16 protein-coding genes and 1 pseudogene are annotated in these 18,896 nt (G+C 67.4%); 13 read left to right on the top strand and 4 right to left on the bottom strand.

Translation table 11 applies throughout. From position 1 onward, the window contains the following. Position 1: 1 nt before the first annotated feature. From glcE to ACQY4K_RS15910, 8 genes are all read left to right on the top strand, one after another. Entirely contained in the window at positions 2 to 1,213 is a 1,212-nt protein-coding gene (gene glcE, locus ACQY4K_RS15945; protein ID WP_428391170.1) for a glycolate oxidase subunit GlcE, read from the top strand. 2 nt (positions 1,214 to 1,215) lie between these two features. Beyond that, positions 1,216 to 2,496 (top strand): glycolate oxidase subunit GlcF, encoded by a 1,281-nt coding sequence (glcF, locus tag ACQY4K_RS15940; RefSeq protein ID WP_428391169.1) that lies wholly within the window; start codon positions 1,216 to 1,218, stop codon positions 2,494 to 2,496. Between the two features lie 43 nt (positions 2,497 to 2,539). Continuing rightward, positions 2,540 to 4,186: an L-lactate permease gene (locus ACQY4K_RS15935; protein WP_428391168.1), complete on the top strand. Its 1,647-nt coding sequence runs from the start codon at positions 2,540 to 2,542 to the stop codon at positions 4,184 to 4,186. A gap of 10 nt (positions 4,187 to 4,196) precedes the next feature. Further along, complete coding sequence (locus ACQY4K_RS15930; protein WP_428391167.1) at positions 4,197 to 4,628, top strand: CBS domain-containing protein; 432 nt, start codon at positions 4,197 to 4,199, stop codon at positions 4,626 to 4,628. 4 nt (positions 4,629 to 4,632) lie between these two features. Next, positions 4,633 to 6,759, top strand: coding sequence for a malate synthase G (locus ACQY4K_RS15925; RefSeq protein WP_428391165.1), 2,127 nt, complete (start codon positions 4,633 to 4,635; stop codon positions 6,757 to 6,759). Between the two features lie 77 nt (positions 6,760 to 6,836). Beyond that, positions 6,837 to 9,167, top strand: coding sequence for a DEAD/DEAH box helicase (locus tag ACQY4K_RS15920; RefSeq protein WP_428391164.1), 2,331 nt, complete (start codon positions 6,837 to 6,839; stop codon positions 9,165 to 9,167). Beyond that, positions 9,157 to 10,323, top strand: a complete 1,167-nt coding sequence (locus ACQY4K_RS15915) for a hypothetical protein (RefSeq protein WP_428391163.1) — start codon at positions 9,157 to 9,159, stop codon at positions 10,321 to 10,323. Before ACQY4K_RS15920 ends, ACQY4K_RS15915 begins: the two co-directional genes overlap by 11 nt. 230 nt (positions 10,324 to 10,553) lie before the next feature. Continuing rightward, on the top strand, positions 10,554 to 10,883 hold the full coding sequence (locus ACQY4K_RS15910; RefSeq protein WP_428391162.1) for a hypothetical protein: 330 nt from the start codon (positions 10,554 to 10,556) through the stop codon (positions 10,881 to 10,883). A gap of 94 nt (positions 10,884 to 10,977) precedes the next feature. Here the strand turns inward: ACQY4K_RS15910 and ACQY4K_RS15905 are convergent, their stop codons facing one another. Both ACQY4K_RS15905 and ACQY4K_RS15900 read right to left on the bottom strand, forming a co-directional pair. After that, entirely contained in the window at positions 10,978 to 11,973 is a 996-nt protein-coding gene (locus ACQY4K_RS15905; RefSeq protein ID WP_428391160.1) for an SMP-30/gluconolactonase/LRE family protein, read from the bottom strand. Positions 11,974 to 12,009: 36 nt separating this feature from the next. Continuing rightward, entirely contained in the window at positions 12,010 to 12,309 is a 300-nt protein-coding gene (locus tag ACQY4K_RS15900) for a putative quinol monooxygenase (RefSeq protein WP_428391159.1), read from the bottom strand. 86 nt (positions 12,310 to 12,395) lie between these two features. Between ACQY4K_RS15900 and ACQY4K_RS15895 the strand changes: the two genes are divergently transcribed. Further along, on the top strand, positions 12,396 to 13,556 hold the full coding sequence (locus ACQY4K_RS15895) for an aldose epimerase family protein (protein WP_428391158.1): 1,161 nt from the start codon (positions 12,396 to 12,398) through the stop codon (positions 13,554 to 13,556). Here the strand turns inward: ACQY4K_RS15895 and ACQY4K_RS15890 are convergent. Continuing rightward, on the bottom strand, positions 13,546 to 14,022 hold the full coding sequence (locus tag ACQY4K_RS15890) for a hypothetical protein (protein WP_428391157.1): 477 nt from the start codon (positions 14,020 to 14,022) through the stop codon (positions 13,546 to 13,548). The two genes, ACQY4K_RS15895 and ACQY4K_RS15890, sit on opposite strands and share 11 nt — an antisense overlap. On the opposite strand from ACQY4K_RS15890, the pseudogene ACQY4K_RS15885 reads away from it, so the two are divergent. Beyond that, positions 14,006 to 14,501 (top strand): annotated as a pseudogene (locus tag ACQY4K_RS15885) (SDR family oxidoreductase). The gene ACQY4K_RS15890 and the pseudogene ACQY4K_RS15885 overlap by 17 nt on opposite strands. A 53-nt stretch (positions 14,502 to 14,554) precedes the next feature. Here the strand turns inward: ACQY4K_RS15885 and ACQY4K_RS15880 are convergent. After that, positions 14,555 to 15,292: a FadR/GntR family transcriptional regulator gene (locus ACQY4K_RS15880; RefSeq protein WP_428391156.1), complete on the bottom strand. Its 738-nt coding sequence runs from the start codon at positions 15,290 to 15,292 to the stop codon at positions 14,555 to 14,557. Positions 15,293 to 15,424: 132 nt separating this feature from the next. Between ACQY4K_RS15880 and ACQY4K_RS15875 the strand changes: the two genes are divergently transcribed. Genes ACQY4K_RS15875 through ACQY4K_RS15865 form a run of 3 tightly spaced genes read left to right on the top strand, consistent with a single transcriptional unit; the run spans position 15,425 to position 18,890 of the window. Further along, positions 15,425 to 16,438 carry a sugar ABC transporter substrate-binding protein gene (locus tag ACQY4K_RS15875; RefSeq protein ID WP_428391155.1) on the top strand — a complete coding sequence of 338 codons (1,014 nt, stop codon included), beginning with the start codon at positions 15,425 to 15,427 and terminating at the stop codon, positions 16,436 to 16,438. Then, complete coding sequence (locus ACQY4K_RS15870) at positions 16,435 to 17,922, top strand: sugar ABC transporter ATP-binding protein (RefSeq protein ID WP_428391154.1); 1,488 nt, start codon at positions 16,435 to 16,437, stop codon at positions 17,920 to 17,922. The genes ACQY4K_RS15875 and ACQY4K_RS15870 overlap by 4 nt, the downstream gene beginning before the upstream one ends. Next, positions 17,922 to 18,890, top strand: coding sequence for an ABC transporter permease (locus ACQY4K_RS15865; protein ID WP_428391153.1), 969 nt, complete (start codon positions 17,922 to 17,924; stop codon positions 18,888 to 18,890). The genes ACQY4K_RS15870 and ACQY4K_RS15865 overlap by 1 nt, the downstream gene beginning before the upstream one ends. The last annotated feature ends 6 nt before the right edge of the window (positions 18,891 to 18,896 follow it).

Genomic DNA, 18,896 nt, shown 5'->3' with positions numbered 1-18,896 from the left:
GATGACGCGTTTCGCTCCCGCGAACGCCACCGAACTCGCCGCCACCGTGTCCTGGGCGGCGGCGGAGAGCCAGTCGCTGGAAATTGTGGCCGGCGGCAGCAAGCGTGGCTTCGGCCGGCCGGTGCAGGCGGCGCACACGCTCGATGTCGGCGCGCTCCGCGGCGTTACGGACTATGACGCGGCGGAACTGGTGCTCAGCGCGCGCGCGGCGACGCCGATGGCCGAGATCGGCGCCCTGCTCGCCGAACAGCGGCAGATGCTGGCGTTCGAGCCGCCGGATTGGAGCGGCCTGCTGGGTGCCGCACCCGGCCGGCAGACGCTGGGCGGGGTGATTGCCTGCAACCTGGCCGGGCCGCGCCGTGTGCGCGCGGGGGCGACGCGCGACCATTTCCTGGGGTTTGCCGCGGTCAATGGCTGGGGCGATGCCTGGAAGGCCGGGGGCACCGTGGTCAAGAACGTCACCGGCTATGATCTGTGCAAGCTGCAGGCGGGTGCGCACGGCACCTTGTCGGTGCTGACCGACCTCAGCGTGCGGGTGCTGCCGCTGCCGGAGACATCGTGCAGTCTGCTGCTGGGCGGGTTGTCGGACGCGGAGGCGATCCGCACGCTTTCGCGCGCGCTGAATACACCGCACGAGGTTTCGGGGGCATGTCATCTGCCGGAAGCGGCGGCGGCGCGCTCGGGTGTGGCGGAGGTCGCGGGTCTGGGGGCCTCAGTCAGCGCGCTGCGCCTGGAGGGGCCGGCCCCCTCCGTCGCAGCGCGCCTCTCCGCCCTGGAGGCGCTGCTCGGCGGCGGCGTGTGTCTGCCGGCGGAGGGCTCGGCTGCGCTCTGGAACGAGATCGCCGCGGTGCAGCCTTTGCTCTCAAGCACCTCCAGCGTGGTCTGGCGGGTCTGCACGGCGCCGGCCGGATCGCCGGCATTGCTGGCGCGGCTGCGCGGCACATGGCCGCAAGCGGAGGCGTTCTACGACTGGGGCGGCGGGCTGCTCTGGCTCAGCGTCGAGGCGCCGGGTGATGATGGGGGCGCCGCCACGGTGCGCGCCGCCATCACCGGCGGCCACGCGACGCTGGTGCGCGCGAGCGAGGCGCTGCGCCACGCGGTTGCTGTGTTCGAGCCGGAAGCGCCCCCGCTTGCGGCACTAAGCCGGCGCGTCAAGGACAGTTTCGATCCCAGACGGATCCTCAATCCCGGCCGCATGCGGATAGGCACCTGATCATGCAGACACGTTTTTCCGCCGAGCAGCTTGCCGATTCCGACACCAGGGAATCCGAGAAAATCCTGCGCACCTGCGTGCATTGCGGCTTCTGCACCGCCACCTGCCCGACATACGTCCTGCTCGGCGACGAGCTCGACAGCCCGCGCGGGCGCATCTCTCTGATCAAGGACATGCTGGAGAATGACCGGCCGGCAACCGCGCAGGTGGTCAAGCATGTCGATCGCTGCCTATCGTGCCTGGCCTGCATGACCACCTGCCCGTCCGGGGTGAACTACATGCACCTGGTCGACCATGCGCGGCACCATATCGAAAAGACCTACAAGCGGCCCTGGCCGGACCGCGTGATGCGCCGCATGCTCGGCATCGTGTTGCCACGCCCGGCGCTGTTTCGCGTGGGCCTGCGCGCCTCGGCGTTGGGCAAGCCGTTCGCGCGGCTGATGCCGGCGCCGCTTCGGGTGATGCTCGATTTGGCGCCGAGACGGGTACCGCGCGCCTCGCCGGTCGATGCGCCGCAGGTGTTCGCGGCCGAGGGCGTGCGTCGCCGTCGGGTGGCGCTGCTCAGCGGCTGCGCGCAGCGCGTGCTGGCGCCGGAGATCAACGAATCGACGATCCGGCTGCTGACCCGGCATGGCTGCGAGGTGGTGGTGGCGAAGGGTGCGGGCTGCTGCGGCGCGCTGACGCATCATCTCGGTCAGGGCGGCCATGCGGAGGCGCGCGCCAACGTCCTCGCCTGGAGCCACGAGATGGAGGCTGGGCTGGACGCGATCGTCATCAACGCCTCCGGCTGCGGCACCACGGTCAAGGATTACGGCTTCATGTTCCGCGACGATGCGAAGCTGGCGGGCAAGGCGCGCACGATCTCGGCCCTGGCGCGCGACATCACCGAACTGATGAGCGAAATCGGACTGCAAACGCCAAGCGTTGCGACAGGGCAGCGCGTTGCCTATCACAGCGCCTGCTCGCTGCAGCACGGCCAGCAGGTGCGCGCCCAGCCCAGGCAACTTCTCGCCGCCGCCGGTTTCGCTGTGGTGGACGTGCCGGACGGCCATCTGTGCTGCGGCTCGGCCGGCACCTACAACCTGCTGCAGCCTAAGATCGCCACCCAATTGCGTGACCTCAAGGTCGGCAATATCGAGCGGATGCGCCCCGAACTGATCGCCGCCGGCAATATCGGCTGCATGACGCAGATCGCCTCCGGGACGGCCATTCCGGTGCTGCACACCGCCCAATTGCTCGATTGGGCCACCGGCGGTCCGCGGCCACGCACGCTGCCCGACTGAGCGCTCCGCGCCAGCAAAACCAACAAAAAAACAGGAGGACGTCGTGTTCAAGCAACTCTTGACGCCGGTCGCCAGCAGCCTGCCCCTGTCGTTCCTTGTCGCCGTCGTGCCGATCGTGGTCGTGCTGGTGCTGCTCGGCGTGTTGCGACGACCGGCCTGGCAGGCGTCACTGGCCGGGCTCGTCACCGCCCTGGTGATCGCGGTCGCGGTCTGGCGCTTTCCGCTCGGCATGGCGCTCGACAGCGTCGCCGCCGGCGTCACCTTCGCGCTCTGGCCGGTGATGTGGATCGTCGTCAATGCGCTGCTGCTCTACAACGTCGCGGTGCTGTCCGGGCGGTTCGACGCGTTTCGCGACTGGCTGCTCGACCATCTGCCGAACGACCGCAGGGTCGTGCTGGTGGTGATCGGGTTCTGCTTCGGCTGCCTGCTGGAAGGGATCGCCGGCTTCGGCACGCCGGTCGCGATCACCAGCGCGCTGCTGATCCTGGTCGGTTTTCCGCCGCTGGAAGCACTGACCTTCACCCTGATCTTCAACACGGCACCCGTCGCCTTCGGCGCGCTCGGCGTGCCGGTGACGGTGCTCGGCAAGGTGACCGGGCTGCCGGCCGTCGAGCTTGGCGCGATGATCGGACGGCAATTGCCGTTCTTCGCATTGATGCTGCCGTTCTATGTCATGGCGATCTATGGCGGGTGGCGTTCGGTCCGCGCGCTCTGGCCGGTGCTGCTGGTCGCGGGCGGCAGTTTTGCGATCACCCAGTTTGTCGCGTCGAACTTTCTGAACTACGCGCTAACCGACGTGCTGTCCTCGCTGGTGGCACTGCTCGCCACGTTGGGCTTCATGCGTCTCTGGTCACCCGAGCATGATCCCGCGTTCGCGATCGCCTCGGTGCCGAGAGGCCCGACCCCGCTGCGGGTCGCACGCGCCGTCGGCGCCGACGTCCCCTGTGGCCGCACACCGGGCGCGATCCCCACCTGGCAGGGCTGGATTCCGTGGATCCTGGTCTCCGCGGTCGTCATCATCTGGACCTATGCCAAGATCGCCACCGTCGGCCAGCAGACCATCGCCTGGCCGGGGCTCGACGGCCGCGTGTTCATCACGCTCTACCACAAGGCCTATGCGGCGAAATGGGGCTTCCAGCCGCTGGGCACCGGAACCGCGATCCTGCTCGCGGCGCTGATCACCGCCGCCATCGTCGGGTTGCGGCCAGGCCAGTTCGTCGAGGCGATCGTACTGACCTGGAAGCAGAGCCGAATCGCCATCCTCACCGTGGCGCTGATTATCGGGCTGGCCTACCTGATGAACTATTCCGGCCTGACCTATACGCTCGGCCTGGGCGCGTCGTCAGTCGGCGCGCTGTTTCCGATCCTCTCGCCGTTCCTCGGCTGGATCGCGGTGTTCCTGTCCGGCAGCGACACCTCGGGCAATGCGCTGTTCGGCAATCTGCAGGTGGTCGCCGGCAACCAGCTCGGTCTCAACCCGGTGCTGATCGCGGCCACCAACTCGTCCGGCGGGGTGATGGGCAAGATGATCTCGCCGCAGAACATCGCCACCGGCGTCTCGGTGACCAACCTGAAGGGGCAGGAGGGCGTGGTGTTCGCACGCACCTTCAAGCACAGTGTATTCCTGACATTCCTGCTCGGCCTGCTGGTGATGCTGCAGCAATATGTCGTCCCCTGGATGATCCCCTAAGGAGGCAACCATGACCGTCGCATCCATCCTGGCCTCGAAACCCAGAACCCTGGTGAGCGTGACCCCCGAGACCACGGTCGGCGAGGTCGCCCGTCTGCTACACGAGCGGCAGATCGGCGCGGCGCTGGTGATGCAGGGCGACACGCTGCTCGGCATCCTCTCCGAACGCGGCATCGTGCGGGCCCTCGCCTTGCATCCGAGCGGCGTACGGGGGATGCGTGCCGACAGCGTGATGAAGCCGAGACAGGTCGAGACGCATCTCTCGGCGACTTTGGAGGAGGCGATGCGGATCATGACCGACAACCGGGTGCGCTATTTGCCGGTCTTCGAGGACGGCCACCTGGCCGGGCTGATCAGCATCGGCGACGTTGTGAAGGCCGAACTCGGGCGGCACGCGCATGAAGTGACGAACCTGACCGCCTATATCAGCGGCGCGCATTAAGGCCATGAACGCGATGATCGATCGAGCCGGCCTGCAGGTCGCACCCTCTTTGGTCCGCTTTATCGAGGAGCGCGCCTTGCCGGGGCTGGCGCTGTCAGCGGATGCGTTCTGGCGGGGCGTGGCGGACATCTATGCCCGCTTCGCGCCGGAGAACCGCGCGTTGCTCGCGCGCCGGGACGCGCTGCAAGCCGCGATCGACACCTGGCATCGCGAGCACACCTATGACGCCGCTTCCTACCGCCGTTTCCTTGAAGAGATCGGCTACCTGGTGCCGGAGCCGGCGCCGTTCGCCGTCAGTCCGCAAAACGTCGACGACGAGGTGGCGCGGCTCGCCGGGCCGCAGCTCGTGGTGCCGGTGCTCAATGCCCGCTTCCTGCTGAATGCCGCGAACGCCCGCTGGGGCAGCCTCTATGATGCGCTGTACGGCACCGACGCGATCGCCGGCACACCGGCCGGCGCTGGCTACGATCCCGAGCGCGGCGCGCTAGTCATCGCGCGCGCCCGCGCCTTTCTCGACGCGGCCGTGCCTTTGGCGAGCGGCAGCCACGCGGACGTGCGTGGCTACAGCGTCAAGGACGGCGCGCTGTCGCCGGCACTCGCCGATCCCGCGGCCCTGGTCGGCACACGCGGCGATCCGGCCAACCCCGACGCCGTGATCCTGCGTCATCACGGTCTGCACATCGAGCTGGTGATCGACCGCGCGCACCGCATCGGTCGCGACGATCCCGCCGGCCTCGCCGACGTGCTGCTGGAATCCGCGCTGACCACCATCGTCGATTTTGAGGACTCCATCGCCGCCGTCGACGCCGAGGACAAAGTCGCGGCCTACGCCAACTGGCTCGGGCTGATGCAGGGCGACCTTGAGGCCCGCTTCGAGAAGGGCGGCCGGAGCATGACCCGCGCCCTCGCGCCGGACCGCATCTGCACCGCGCCTGACGGCACGGACGTCGTGCTGCCGGGACGCGCGCTGCTGTTCGTGCGCAATGTCGGCCATCTGATGACCACGCCGGCGGTGCTGCTGGCGGACGGCAGCGAGGCGCCGGAGGGCATCCTCGACGGCATCGTCACCAGCCTGATCGCGATGCACGACCTGAAGCGCGAGCACCGCACCAACAGCCGCGCCGGCTCGATCTATATCGTCAAGCCGAAGATGCACGGACCCGACGAGGTCGGCTTCACCAACCGTCTGTTCGATGCCGTCGAGGACGGGCTCGGTCTCGCGCGTCACACCATCAAGGTGGGCGTGATGGACGAGGAGCGCCGCACCTCGGCCAATCTCGCCGCCTGCATCGCCCAAGTCCGCGAGCGGATCGTGTTCATCAACACCGGCTTCCTCGATCGCACCGGTGATGAGATCCATACCGCGACCCCGGCCGGCGCGGTGGTGCCGAAGGCGGAGATGAAGTCGTCGGACTGGATCGCCGCCTACGAGGACCGCAACGTGCAGATCGGTCTCGCCTGCGGGCTGTCCGGGCGGGCGCAGATCGGCAAGGGCATGTGGGCGGCGCCGAACCGAATGGCCGACATGCTGGAGCAGAAGATCGGCCATCCGCGCAGCGGCGCCACCACTGCCTGGGTCCCGAGCCCGACCGCGGCGACGCTGCATGCGACGCACTACCATGCGGTCGACGTGTTCGCGGTCCAAGGCGCCCGCGCCGCCGAGCCAGTGGCCGCACTGGACAAGCTGCTCACGCTCCCGCTGGCCCAGGGGCGGAACTGGACACAAGAAGAGGTCCGGCGCGAACTCGACAACAACGCCCAGGGCATTCTCGGCTATGTCGTGCGCTGGGTCGATCAGGGCATCGGCTGCTCGACGGTTCCCGACATCAACGATATCGGCCTGATGGAGGACCGCGCGACCTTGCGCATCTCCTCGCAACACATGGCGAACTGGCTGGCGCACGGCGTCGCCTCGCCCGAGGAGGCCGACGCAGCCTTGCGTCGCATGGCGGCGAAGGTGGACGCGCAGAACCAGGGCGATCCGCTATATCGGCCGATGGCGGGGCACGAAGACACCAGCCTCGCCTTCCAGGCCGCCCGCGCCCTGGTGTTCGAGGGTGCGACCCAGCCGAACGGCTACACCGAGCCGCTGCTGCATCGCTTCCGCGCGCAGGCCAAGGCGCGAGCCTGAACTTCGGGTTGGCAGCAACGGCAGGGTGAGGGATGATCCGCGTCGGTTGACCGACGACTCGGCGAGGAGCGGACGCCATGAGCCCAACCAGATCGGCGCTGCGGCGCCAGACCGAGCCGGATCGTCTCTCGCTCTTCGATCAGCCCGGCTTCGCCGACGGGCGGGACTTCCGGGTCGGCCAAGTGCGCGCGGCCCTCGCGCAGCGTTCCGGCCAGTCCGGCGAGATCGCCGCCGAGGCGCTGCTGTCCTGGCCGCACGATGCCGAACTGCTGCTGCTGGCCGCCCTTGCAGAACTCGCGCACGAACTACCGGACCGCGCCCAGGCCCTGCTCAAGCGTTTCGCCAAGGGTTACGGGGCCGCCAACAAGGCCGCGGCGCTGCTGGCGGCGCTGGCCCTTGGCCAACAGGGAAAGCATACGCAGGCCTGGATGCTGCTCGAGGCAAACGGGCTGCGGACCGACACGGTCGCCATCAGCTGGTTCGTCGGCGACGACATCATGGAGCATTGGCTCTGCACGCAGTTGCGCGCGATACGCCAGTGCCATGTCCGGTCGTTACCGCGGGCGCGCAAGCCGCCGGTCATCAAGGCACCCAAGCCACGCGCCGCGCGCCCCGCCGCACACCCGGCAGCCCCGGTGCTGCCGCCGGTCGCGGATCTGCCGCGCCTGGAGGCACAGTTCGCCATCACCGTCGAACTCGCCAACCGGGACGCCATCGCCATCGCCGGCAGCGACGCCGACAATGATCCCGCGCCGTTTTATCTGCGCGGCGAGCTGGTCCGGCTAAGCCTGTTCGAGGGCTTCGACGAATTGCTGTGTCTGTCGGCGCTGCAAGGCGTGGAGGCGCACTGGTATCAGGTCGAGACCGTGCGCCGCGTGCTCAAGCAATATCGCGGCCGTGTGCTGTTGGCCGACGAAGTGGGGTTGGGCAAGACCGTCGAGGCCGGGATGGTGCTCAAGGAATATATCCTGCGCGGCATGGCCGAGCGGATCCTGATCCTGACCCCGGCCTCGCTGGTGGGCCAATGGCGCGACGAGATGGCCGAGAAGTTCGGCATCGCGTGCGCAACCAGCCACGACCCCCTCTTCCGCGAGGACCCAGCCGCGTTCTGGGCGCAGCCGGTGGTGATCGCCTCGATCGCCTCGGCACGGCGCAAGGAACATGCCGAGTTGCTGGCGGACATGTCCTACGACGTTCTGGTGGTCGACGAGGCGCACCATCTGCGCGACCAGTCGAGTGCCAGCTGGCGCCTGGTCAACCGTCTGCAAAAACGCTTCCTGCTGCTGCTGTCCGCGACCCCCGTGCAGAACAGCCTGCTGGAGCTGTATAATCTTCTGACCCTGCTGCAGCCTGGCATCTTCAAGACGCAAAAGGAATTCCGCTCGGTCTATATGGTGGCCGGCAAGCCGCGCGAGCCGGCGAACCGCGAGCGCCTGCGCGACCTGATGCGCGGCGTGATGGTGCGCAACACTCGCGCGCTGGCCGCATTGCGCATGCCCCGGCGCCACGCCTCCACCCTGCGCGCAGCACCCGATCCCATTGAGGCGGAGTGCTACGCAGCACTCACGACCCTGGTGCGCGAGGCGTCCGCCGACGGCCAGGAGCAGCACCGGCTGTCGCTTGCGCATCTGCTGTCCGCCGCCGGCTCCTCGCCCACGGCCGCGGCCGCCGCCGTGGCGCGCTTCATCGCCCGGCATCCCGCCTCCGAGCCCGCGACGCGCGCCCGCTGGGACGACTTGCTGAGCCGCCTGCGGGCGCTCGGAGCGGGGGCGAAGGAGGCCGCCCTGCTACGGCTGCTGGCGCAGAACCCGACCGAAAAAAAGCTGGTGTTCGTCCACCAGCGCGACAGCCTGACCCATCTCGCCGAGCGGCTGCGCCAGTGCTGCATCGCGTTCGCGCAATTCTCCGGCGACATGTCCGGCCCGCAAAAGGACGCGGCGGTGGACTCGTTCCGCGATCACCTGCCGGTGCTGCTGTGCAGCGAATCCGGTGGTGAAGGACGCAACCTGCAATTCTGCAATACCCTCATCAACTTCGATATTCCCTGGAACCCGATGGCCATCGAGCAGCGGATCGGCCGCATCGACCGGATCGGCCAGACGCGCGAGGTGTTCGTCTTCAACCTGGTGACATCGGGCACCATCGAGGACGCCGTGCTGCGTATCCTCGACGAGAAGATCAACATGTTCGAGCTGGTGGTGGGCGAGGTCGGCGCCATCCTCGGCGAAGTCGACGAGCAGCAGGATTTCTCCACCCTGGTGCTGCAAGCCTGGCTGCACACCACCGAACAGGCGCGTACCGACGCCTTCACCCAGATCGAAAACCAGCTCCTCGCCGCCCGCCGGCAATATGACGACGTCAAGCAGTTCGACGAGGCACTGTTCGGGAACGATCTCGATGCTGCATGATTTCGCGGCTCCGCCGCTGGGGCAGCATGAGCCGACACTAGGCCGAATGCAGCTTTTTACCGCCGCCTTGCTGCGCCATGAGGGGGCGTTGGTCGATAGCATCGCGCCGGAAGGCTGCGACGTGCTGGCCCCGCCATCGGTGCAGCGCGCGCTGCGGATCGGCGAGCTCTCTCGCCTCGGCTTCGGGGCCAAGTTGCCGCCGGGCGCCCAGCGTGTGGGCCTGGAGGATGACTGGCTCGAGCGCTTCGCCGAACTGCTCGGCCCGCGCGGCCGCTGGACCAGGCGGATACTGACGGCGTCCGCCCCTGCACCAAGCGATCCGCAACGCCTGCTCGAGCGCGAACTGCTGCTCGACAACGCGACCTTCCGGTTGCTGGACATCTCACCCGCCTGGACCCGCTATCTGGTGCTGGATTTCCGCGCCTCGGCGGTGTCGGAGGACAAACGCGACTTCATGCTGCGCCTGGGCATCAATCTCGCCACCGGCACCCTGCCCGACTCCGTGCTGAGCGCGCTCTCACCCCTGCTCGACGCACCCCCGCAGGACGACGAACCGCCCGCGGAAGACGCGTTGCCCGCACCCTGGGAGCGGGCGCGCCTGCTCGATCTGGTGGAGCGAGGCCTGCGGCCGCGTCTGGCGACGGCGCTGGACCCGTTCGAAAAGGGATTACGCCGCCGCCTCGGCCGCGACCAGGAGCGGCTGCATCGCTATCACAGCGATCTGCACCAGGAGGCGATGCGCCGCATCCAGGTGCTCGCCGAGGATGACCCGAAACGCACGCGCGAACAGCAGCGGGTGGAGGCGATCGCGCGCGAGTACGGCGCCAAGATCGACGACCTCGCCCGCCAGTACGCCACCCGGGTGACGGTCGAATGGGTGCAGACGGTCGAGCTCGTCATGCCGGTGCATCGGGTGTCGGTGCAGATCCGGCGCCGCAAGTCGGAGCGCACGCTGCTGCTGGACTACAACCCGCTCGCACGCAAACTGGAAACACCAACCTGCGCCGCCACCGCCTCGGCCGAACGACCACGCCTGGTCTGCGACGACGCCTTGCACCTGGTCGTCCCCGCGGGCCTCGCCCCCTGCCCGCAATGCAACCGCTCCTTCTGCCGCGCCTGCCACCAGCACTGCCCGAAATGCAACGCCGCCGGTTGACCTCCGAAGACAAATAGGGGGGCACGCAGAGGCCAACAGGCTTATGGTCCTGCTGGACGCGCCACCTGCGATGCAGCTCCGGTCGCGAAGCGTAGGATCGGCCGCACTCCGGTAACGCAATGCTCGCATTCGTGACAAGGCGCTCGTTCGGTTCCGGCGCAACTCAGGCGGGGCGCCGCTCTTGTTTGGGGACGCGCCGCCGTGGCGCGATCGATTATCAGGAGCCGCCAATGCCGCAGTTCGATGCTACCATCAAGCACCTCAAGGAGGGTGTTAAGAGTTTCTCAATCAGCGCCGCGACCAAGAACATCGAGGGCTGGGAAGCAACCCTGGAGAAGCTGGACGCACCTGGCGTCAAGACGATTGTGAAGGATCTCGAAAACCTCAAGAAACATCTTCACGCCAAGGAGTTGGATGGCGATGCCATCGGCAAGCTGGTCGTCAAGCTCGGCAAGGAGACCATAACGCTTTCCGGCAAGGCTGAGGGCAAGAACGCGGAAAAGGTGCACGCGCTCGGCGAGGCATTGCTGCACGCAGCCGGCGAACCAGCGAAATCCTAGCGCTTCGTGCGAACAGGCGGACTCACCTGTTTAGGGCGACGCTCGCCAAAAACACCTGCAATTCTTCTGCGCCCGAAAGCGAGACGCGCTCTTATCAGAACGGGCGCTTCGCGCCGGTGGTGTTCAGATAGACTGAGTAGATCGAGGTGCTGGCCGCCATGAACAAACGGTGGCCCTTCTTGCCGCCGAAGCAGAGATTGGCGCAGCCTTCGGGGAGATGGATCTTGCCGATCAGGTCGCCGTCGGAGGCGTAGCAACGCGCGCCGTCCTCGGCGGGATCGGCCCAGCCCATGCTGCACCAGACATTGCCGTCGGCATCGCAGCGCAGACCGTCGGTGAAGCCGGGGGCGAAATCTTCGGCGAAGATGCGGCCGCCGCTCAGCCTGCCATCCTCGACGTCGAAGGCGCGGATATGCGCGGGGCCGCCATGCGTGATGCCGCTATCGACGACGTAGAGCCGGCGCTCGTCGGGGGAGAGTGCGAGACCGTTGGGACGGACAAAGTCGTCGGCGACGATGCGGGCGGCGCCGGTCGCGGCATCGAGCCGGTAGACGTGTCGCGGGAGTTCTGAGTCCGCCGTATGGCCCTCATAGGGACCGTCGATGCCGTAGCCGGGGTCGGTGAACCAGATCGCGCCGTCCGCGGCGACGATCAGGTCGTTGGGGCCGTTCAGCCGCTTGCCGCCATGGCTGTCGATGAGGACGGTGATGCTACCGTCATGCTCGGTGCGGGTGACGCGCCTGGTATCGTGTTCGCAGGTGAGCAACCGTCCCTCACGGTCGGCCGTGTTGCCGTTGGCGAAGTGGCTAGGGGCGCGAAAGACGCTGACATGGCCGTCCTCCTCGAGCCAGCGCAGCATTCGGTTGTTGGGAATGTCGCTCCAGAGCAGCATGCCGCCGGCGGCGAAATAGACCGGCCCCTCCGCCCAGCGAAACCCGGTGGCGATGCGCTCGACGGCGGCATTGCCCTGATGCGCGGTGAAGCGTGGATCGAGGGATTGGATGCGCCGGTCCGGATAGCGGCCGTCCGCCAGGTCGCCGAGCGGCAGTAATGACGGCCGGCCGAACGGCGTATCGTTCTGGATCATCATTGCATCCCTCCTTGTATGATGGGGGCGCTCGCGGCCTCAGCAGGGCTCCAGCACGTGAATCGCCCGGCTCGCCAGCATTGGCGCCACTTTCTTGCCGTAGGCGATCATGTGCGGCGCCTTCGCATGCGCGCCGAGCGAGTCCATCCCGCTCCATTTTTCGATCACCACGAACCGGTCGGGACCGAACGCATCGGGCGTTCCCGCGACGTCGATTGCCGGTCCGTACTCGATGCAGCCTGCCTCGGCATGCACGGCCGGCATGATGGCCCTGAACTCCGACAGGACCGCATCCCGCTGCCCCGGCAAGGCTTCAATGATGGCGACGACATGGATCACGGCCTGTTTCCTTCCCAAGGTTCGCACTATCGGGCCTCATTGCTCACGAAACGGCAAGCCTTCACTGCCGTCGGAGGAAACAAACCATGCGCCTGTCCCTCGCCGCTCCGTTCGGAGCCTTGCTCGCGGCCGCCAGCCTGACCGCCCCCAGCCTGACTGCCAACGCAGCCACCCTGACCACTGCTCCCGATGGCACGACACCAGACGGCAAGCCCGTAAGCCTCACCACCATGACCGCCGCCGACGGTGTGACCGTCAAGTTCATGAGCTATGGCGGCATCATCACTCAGATTCTTGCCCCCGACCGCTACGGCCGTGTTGCCGACGTTGTGCTGGGCTTCCCTACCCTCAGCGACTACGAGACCAAGAGTGCGGCGGGCGGTCTGTATTTCGGCGCGCTGGTCGGCCGCTACGCCAACCGCATCGCCAAGGGCCGCTTCACCCTCGACGGCACCCCTTACCAGCTCGCGATCAACAATCCTCCGAACGCCCTGCATGGCGGCCTGAAGGGCTTCGACAAGCGGGTCTGGCACGTCCAGCCAGGCGCCACCTCCGGCCGCGTGGTCAGCGCCACGCTCCGCCTCACCAGCCCCGATGGCGACCAAGGCTATCCCGGCGAAATGAAGGTCGTCGTCGTCTATGGCCTAGCCGATGACGGCAGCCTGACGATCCATTATCGCGCCACCACCAACAAGGACACGGTGCTGAACCTCACCAACCATTCCTACTTCAACCTGGCGGGCATCGGCGCGCGCGACGGCGTCTACAACCAGGTCATGACCATCAACGCCGATAGCTACACGCCCACCGACGCCACCGCGATTCCGCTCGGCCGGAACGTGCCCGTCGCCGGCACGCCGTTCGATTTCCGCCAGCCGGCCGCGATCGGCGCGCATATCCGCGACGACGACACCCAGCTCATCCAGGCCCACGGCTACGACCATAACTGGGTCATCAACCCGGGCACCGGCCGCGGCCCCACCTTCGCCGCGCGCCTGTTCGATCCGAACAGCGGCCGCGAACTGACCGTGCTCACCACCCAGCCCGGCGTGCAGGTCTATACCGGCAATTTCCTCAAGGGTGAGTACGCCGGCAACGGCGGCATCTACCGCCAGACCGACGGCGTCACCTTCGAAACCCAGCACTTCCCCGACAGCCCGAACCAGCCCGGTTTCCCGACCACGGAACTCAAGCCCGGCCAGATCTTCGACCAGACCACGATCTTCAAATTCGGCGTCAGGAAATAGGACGGCACCAGGCGCAGGCATCCCATCGCAGCATCGTCACCTGGGCCACGGACTCCAGTTCGGCGCGGCTCGCTCCGTCGCGGGCCAGGATCGACATGCCGCTCTGGACGGTTTGCACGAAACGCGCGAGCGCGCGGACATCCGTGACAGCCGGAAGCTCGCCCACCGACACCGCCCTGCTCAGGCGCGCTTGCAGGCGCTCCAGCGTGACGGCACGCGCCGAGCGCACGCGCTCGCCGCCGACCGACGCGAGCGTCACCATGCAACCGAGGGGATTGTCGGCTAGGGATCCCGTCAAGGCTGCCGCCGAGTCCATCAGGTAGCACAGGACCGCCTCGCGGACCTTCCCGGCGGCTCGAAACCTCGCCCAGACCAGCGCTTCGTAGGTGTCGTTGTAGTGGCGTAGGGCCTCGGTATAGAGCGCCTGCTTCGAGAAGGCGTCGTAGAGGTTGGGCGGTCTCGACATCCTCGTCAACAATGCCGACATCGCGCGCTACGGTTCGCTCGCGGAGATGAGCCTCCTCGACATCGACGCACTCCTGGACGTCAACGTGCGCTCGGTTGTGCTGGCCTCCCAGGCCGCCATTGCGCATCTCGGGCCAGGAGGCCGCATCATCTCGATCAGTTCATGTCTCGCCGAGCGCGTCCCTTTTCCGGGTGACGGTGTACTCGATGACGAAGTCCGCGCTTCTCGCCTTCACGCGAGGCCTCGCTCGTGAACTCGGGCCTCGCGACATCACGGTGAACCTGGTCCAACCAGGGGGAACCGACACGGACATGAACCCGGCGGCCGGCTCCCAGGCCGACGAGATCCGCGGGCTGACGCCGCTCGGTCGGTATGGCACGCCGGAGGATGTCGCGGCGGCCGTGACCTTCCTTGCAAGCCCTGCGGCAAGACAGATTACCGGGTCCGCGGTCACGGTGGATGGTGGCCTGAACGCCTGAGCGGCGCGGGCCTCGAACTTACTCCGGCCAAACGATTGCGTTTGGCCGGAACTCTATTCGCTCGCGTTGGTCACATCGCCCCAGTCCGCGGCAAGCGTCCTGCCCTCCTCCTGCCAGAAGGCGCGGTCGGCGCGGTGCACACGTTGGGCGGCGCGGCGGAGATGGCGTGATGCCGCCTGCCTGGCGGCACCGGCCTTGCGCGCCCGGATGGCTTCGAACAGGCTGGCGTGCTCAGCCGCCACGGCGGCGGCGAAATCCTTCCGCCTCGCCTCGTTCGCCCGGGTGATCCTGATCGCGGCGCGCATCGGACCCGCGAACAGACGCACGAACTGGCTCCAGTAGGCGTTCGCGGTCGCCTGACCGATGGCGAGGTGAAAGGCGAGATCCTCCTCAACGCCGGTGCTGCCCGTGCTGCTGGCGGCGTCGATCGCCAGCAGCGCCGCCTCGATCGCGTCGCACTGCGCGTCGGTGCGACGCACGGCGGCGCGGGCCGCCATCTCCGCCTCGATGGCGCCGCGCACCTCGAGGAATCCGAGCAGCGCCTCGATGGAACGGGGCATGGCCAGACCGCTGCCTGTATGCATCGCGCAGACCCGTGCCGCGGTCCCCCTGCGCGTCTCCACCAGCCCGGATTCCTTCAGACGCGTGACCGCCTCGCGCACCGTGGTGCGGCTGACCTGGAAGGTCGCGGCGAGCGCCTGCTCGGACGGCAGCTTCGAGCCGACCGGGTATTGGCCGCCGCCGATCCGCGTGCGCAGCGCCGCGGTCAGTTGATCCGTCCTGGTTCGCATTGCACTCGTGACCCTCCGCCACTTGATGACCTTGCGCACGGCGGCAAACCGGTTAAAGCTGTCATACAGGTTTTGCGGCGATCCGCCAAAGCCGCAAGCCGAAGAGCTACGGCAAAAAAATCGGGAGTAGTCATGTCCGCCTCAAGGAACCTGTCCGGCGCGCTCTGCGCCGCCGCGCTCGCGTTCGCCGCCACGCAAGCGCGCGCCGCCGACTACGTGGTCGGCCTCAGTGTCGCGACCCTGGCCAACCCGTTCTTCCAGGGCATGACCAAGGGGGTGCAGCGCGGCATCGCGGCCCATCCCGATCTGCGCCTGATCAACACCAGCGCCAACGGCGATGCGAACACCCAGACCAACCAGGTCACCGACCTGATCAACCAGCATGTCTCGGCCCTGATCCTCAATCCGATCAACGCCAACGCGATCGTGCCGGTGGTGCGCGAGGCGAACAAGAAGGGCATCCCGGTCTTCACCCTCGACCGCGGTGCGGCATGCGGCACCTGCCAGGTCAACTTCCTGGAGACCAACAACACAGCTCTCGGCAAGCAAGGTGCCGACTTCATCGCCGATCATCTCAAGCAGCGTTATGGCACGATCAAGGGCAATGTCGTCGATCTCGAAGGCCTGCTCGGCACGACCGCAGGCGACGAGCGCGAGAAAGGCTTCTCCGACGAGTTCGAGGCGCTGCAGAAGACCAATCCTGGGCTCAAGCTGGTGGCCCGACAGGCGGCCGACTTCGACGCCGGCAAGGCGTTCACCATCACCACCCAGTTGCTCGCCGCGCATCACGACATCGACGCGATCTTTAACGGCAACGACGACAACGCCGTCGGCGCGGTCCGCGCGATCCGGCAGGCCGATCGCTTTGAGCCGATCGGCAATCCGAAGCACATCATCATCATCAGCATCGACGGCACCGAGCAGGCGCTGAGCGACATCCGCAAAGGCCGCATGGATGCGACATTGTCGCAGAACCCGCTGACGATGGCTGAGCAGTCCGTGAATTATGTGGAGATGTATCTGCACGGCGAGAAATCGAAGGTGCCGGCGCACCAGTATTGGCCGCATCTCCTGATCACCAAGGCCACCATCGACAGCCCGGCCGCCAAGGCCTATGGCCTGTGGGGGGATCAGGTCACGCAATGAGCCCTCTGCTTGCGATGCAGGGCATTTCCAAGAGCTTTCCTGGTGTCAAAGCCCTGTCGGATGTCAGCATCGTGCTTGACCACGGCGAGGTGCTCGGCATCGTCGGCGAGAACGGCGCCGGCAAATCGACCTTGATGAAGATCCTCGCCGGCGTGTTCCACGCCGATGCCGGCGAGGTGCGGCTGGAAGGTCAGCGTTTCGCGCCGCGCCGTCCGCGCGACGCGCTCGACCAGGGCATCATCGTGATCCACCAGGAACTGAGCCTGGTCGCGGAGCGGTCGGTGGCGGAGAACATCTTTCTCGGCAACCTGCCGCGCGGCCGCCTGGGCGGCGTACGACGCGCGGCGCTGCACCGCGAGGCCGGCCGGCTGCTCGAACAAGTGGGCCTTGCGGTCGCACCACAGACGCGGGTGCGCACACTCTCGGTTGCCCAGGCGCAACTCGTCGAAATTGCCCGCGCCTTGTCGCGGGCGGCGCGCGTCATCGTGCTCGATGAACCTACGGCGACGCTGACCAGCGCCGAGCAGCGCCTGTTGTTCGCGACCATCGCCACGCTGCGCGCGCAGGGCGTCGGCCTGGTGTTCATCAGCCATCATCTTGAGGAGGTCTTCGAAGTTTGCGACCGGGTCACCGTGCTGCGCGATGGCGCCGCGGTCGAGACGCGCTTTGTCACTGAGTGGAACCAGGACGCGCTGATCCAGGCGATGGTCAATCGTCCGATCGATGCGCTGTTCCCGGTGCGTCACGCACGCCTCGGCGAGGTATTGCTGCGGGTCGATGGGCTCGCCTGCGCCGGCCGATTCGAGGGGGTGTCGTTCACCGTGCGCGCCGGCGAGGTGGTCGGCCTCGGCGGGCTGATCGGCGCCGGACGCAGCGAGGTGCTCAAGACGATCTATGGCGCGCTGCCACGCAGCGCCGGCAGCGTGCGCATCGGAACTGCGACACCGCGGCTGCGCGCGCCGCGCGATGCGATCGCGGCCGGGGTGGCGCTGGTGCCGGAGGACCGCAAGGGCGAAGGCCTGGTGCTGGGATTTCCCGTGCGCGACAATATTGCCCTCTCGACGCTCCCCCGGCTCGCCTGGCTGCGCGGCCTCCTGCTGCGCGCGCGGATCGACCGGCTCGCCGAGCACGCCGTGCGCAGCCTGCGTATCCGCACGCCGAGCATCCGCCAGCGTGTGCGCACGCTGTCGGGCGGCAACCAGCAGAAGGTGGTGCTCGGCCGCGCGCTGACCACCAGCCCCAAATTGTTCCTGCTCGACGAGCCGACGCGCGGCATAGACATCGGCGCCAAGGTGGAAGTCTATCGGCTGATCAACGAACTTGCACAGTCCGGTGCCGCGGTGCTGGTGGTGTCGTCGGACATGATCGAGCTGCTCGGGCTGAGCGACAGAATCCTGGTAATGCGCGCCGGACGCCTCGCCGGCACGGTGGAACGCGGCGAGTTCAGCCAGGAGCGGATCATGCAGCTTGCGGCCCTCGGGTGATGGAGCATCAACCCGCACGCATGCGCCTCGGGGTGGTGACGCGCGCCGTCAACGAGTTGACCATCGTCGTCGGCTTTGTTGTGATTGCGCTATATCTGGCGCTCACCACGCCGAACTTCCTGACTTCGGCGAACCTGCTGTCGATCGCGCTGGCCAGCGCGCTGATCGGGATCGTCGCGGTCGGCGAGACCTTCGTCATCGTCACCGGCGGCATCGATCTCTCGGTCGGTTCGGTGGTGGCGTTCACCGGAGTGATGGCAGGCTTGGCGCTCAAGGCGCATGTCCCGGTGCCGCTCGCGGTGCTCACCGGTATCGCCATCGGCGCGCTGTCCGGCGGCTTCATCGGCTTTGCGGTCACCACGCTGAACATGAGTCCCTTCATCGTCAGCCTTGCGGTGCTGGCGATGGCGCGCGGCCTTGCTTTCATCGTCACCGGCGGCAACACGATCTTCGGGTTTCCGGATAGCTTCGACAATATCGGCGGTGGCAATCTCGGGCCGTTCCCGATCGCCGCCCTGATCAGTGTCGCTATCTTCATCGTCGGCGGCCTGGTGCTGGCGCGCACGGTGTTCGGCGCCGAGATCTACGCGGTTGGCGGCAACCGCGAGGCCGCACGTCTGGCCGGCATTCCCGTAGGGCGCACGCTCGCCCTCGTCTACATCATCAGTGGCGCCCTCGCCGGGGTCGGCGGCGTGGTGCTGGCGGGACGGCTCGACAGCGCCCAACCGATCGCGGCGACCGGCCTGGAATTGAACGCGATCGCCGCCGTTGTCATCGGCGGTGCGTCGCTGTTCGGCGGCAAGGGCAGCGTGCTGGGCACCCTGCTCGGGGTGCTGATCATCGGGCTGATCAATAACGGCCTGACGCTGAAGAACGTGCAGCCGTTCTGGGTGCAGTTCATCCAGGGTGCGGTCATCTTCGGAGCCGTGCTGATCGACAGCCTCAACCAGAAACGTCGCGGCAACTGAGGGAGA

Source organism: Lichenicoccus sp. (assembly GCF_965276875.1).
Taxonomy (GTDB): Bacteria; Pseudomonadota; Alphaproteobacteria; order Acetobacterales; family Acetobacteraceae; genus Lichenicoccus.
This window is presented reverse-complemented; position numbering and strand designations above follow the sequence as displayed.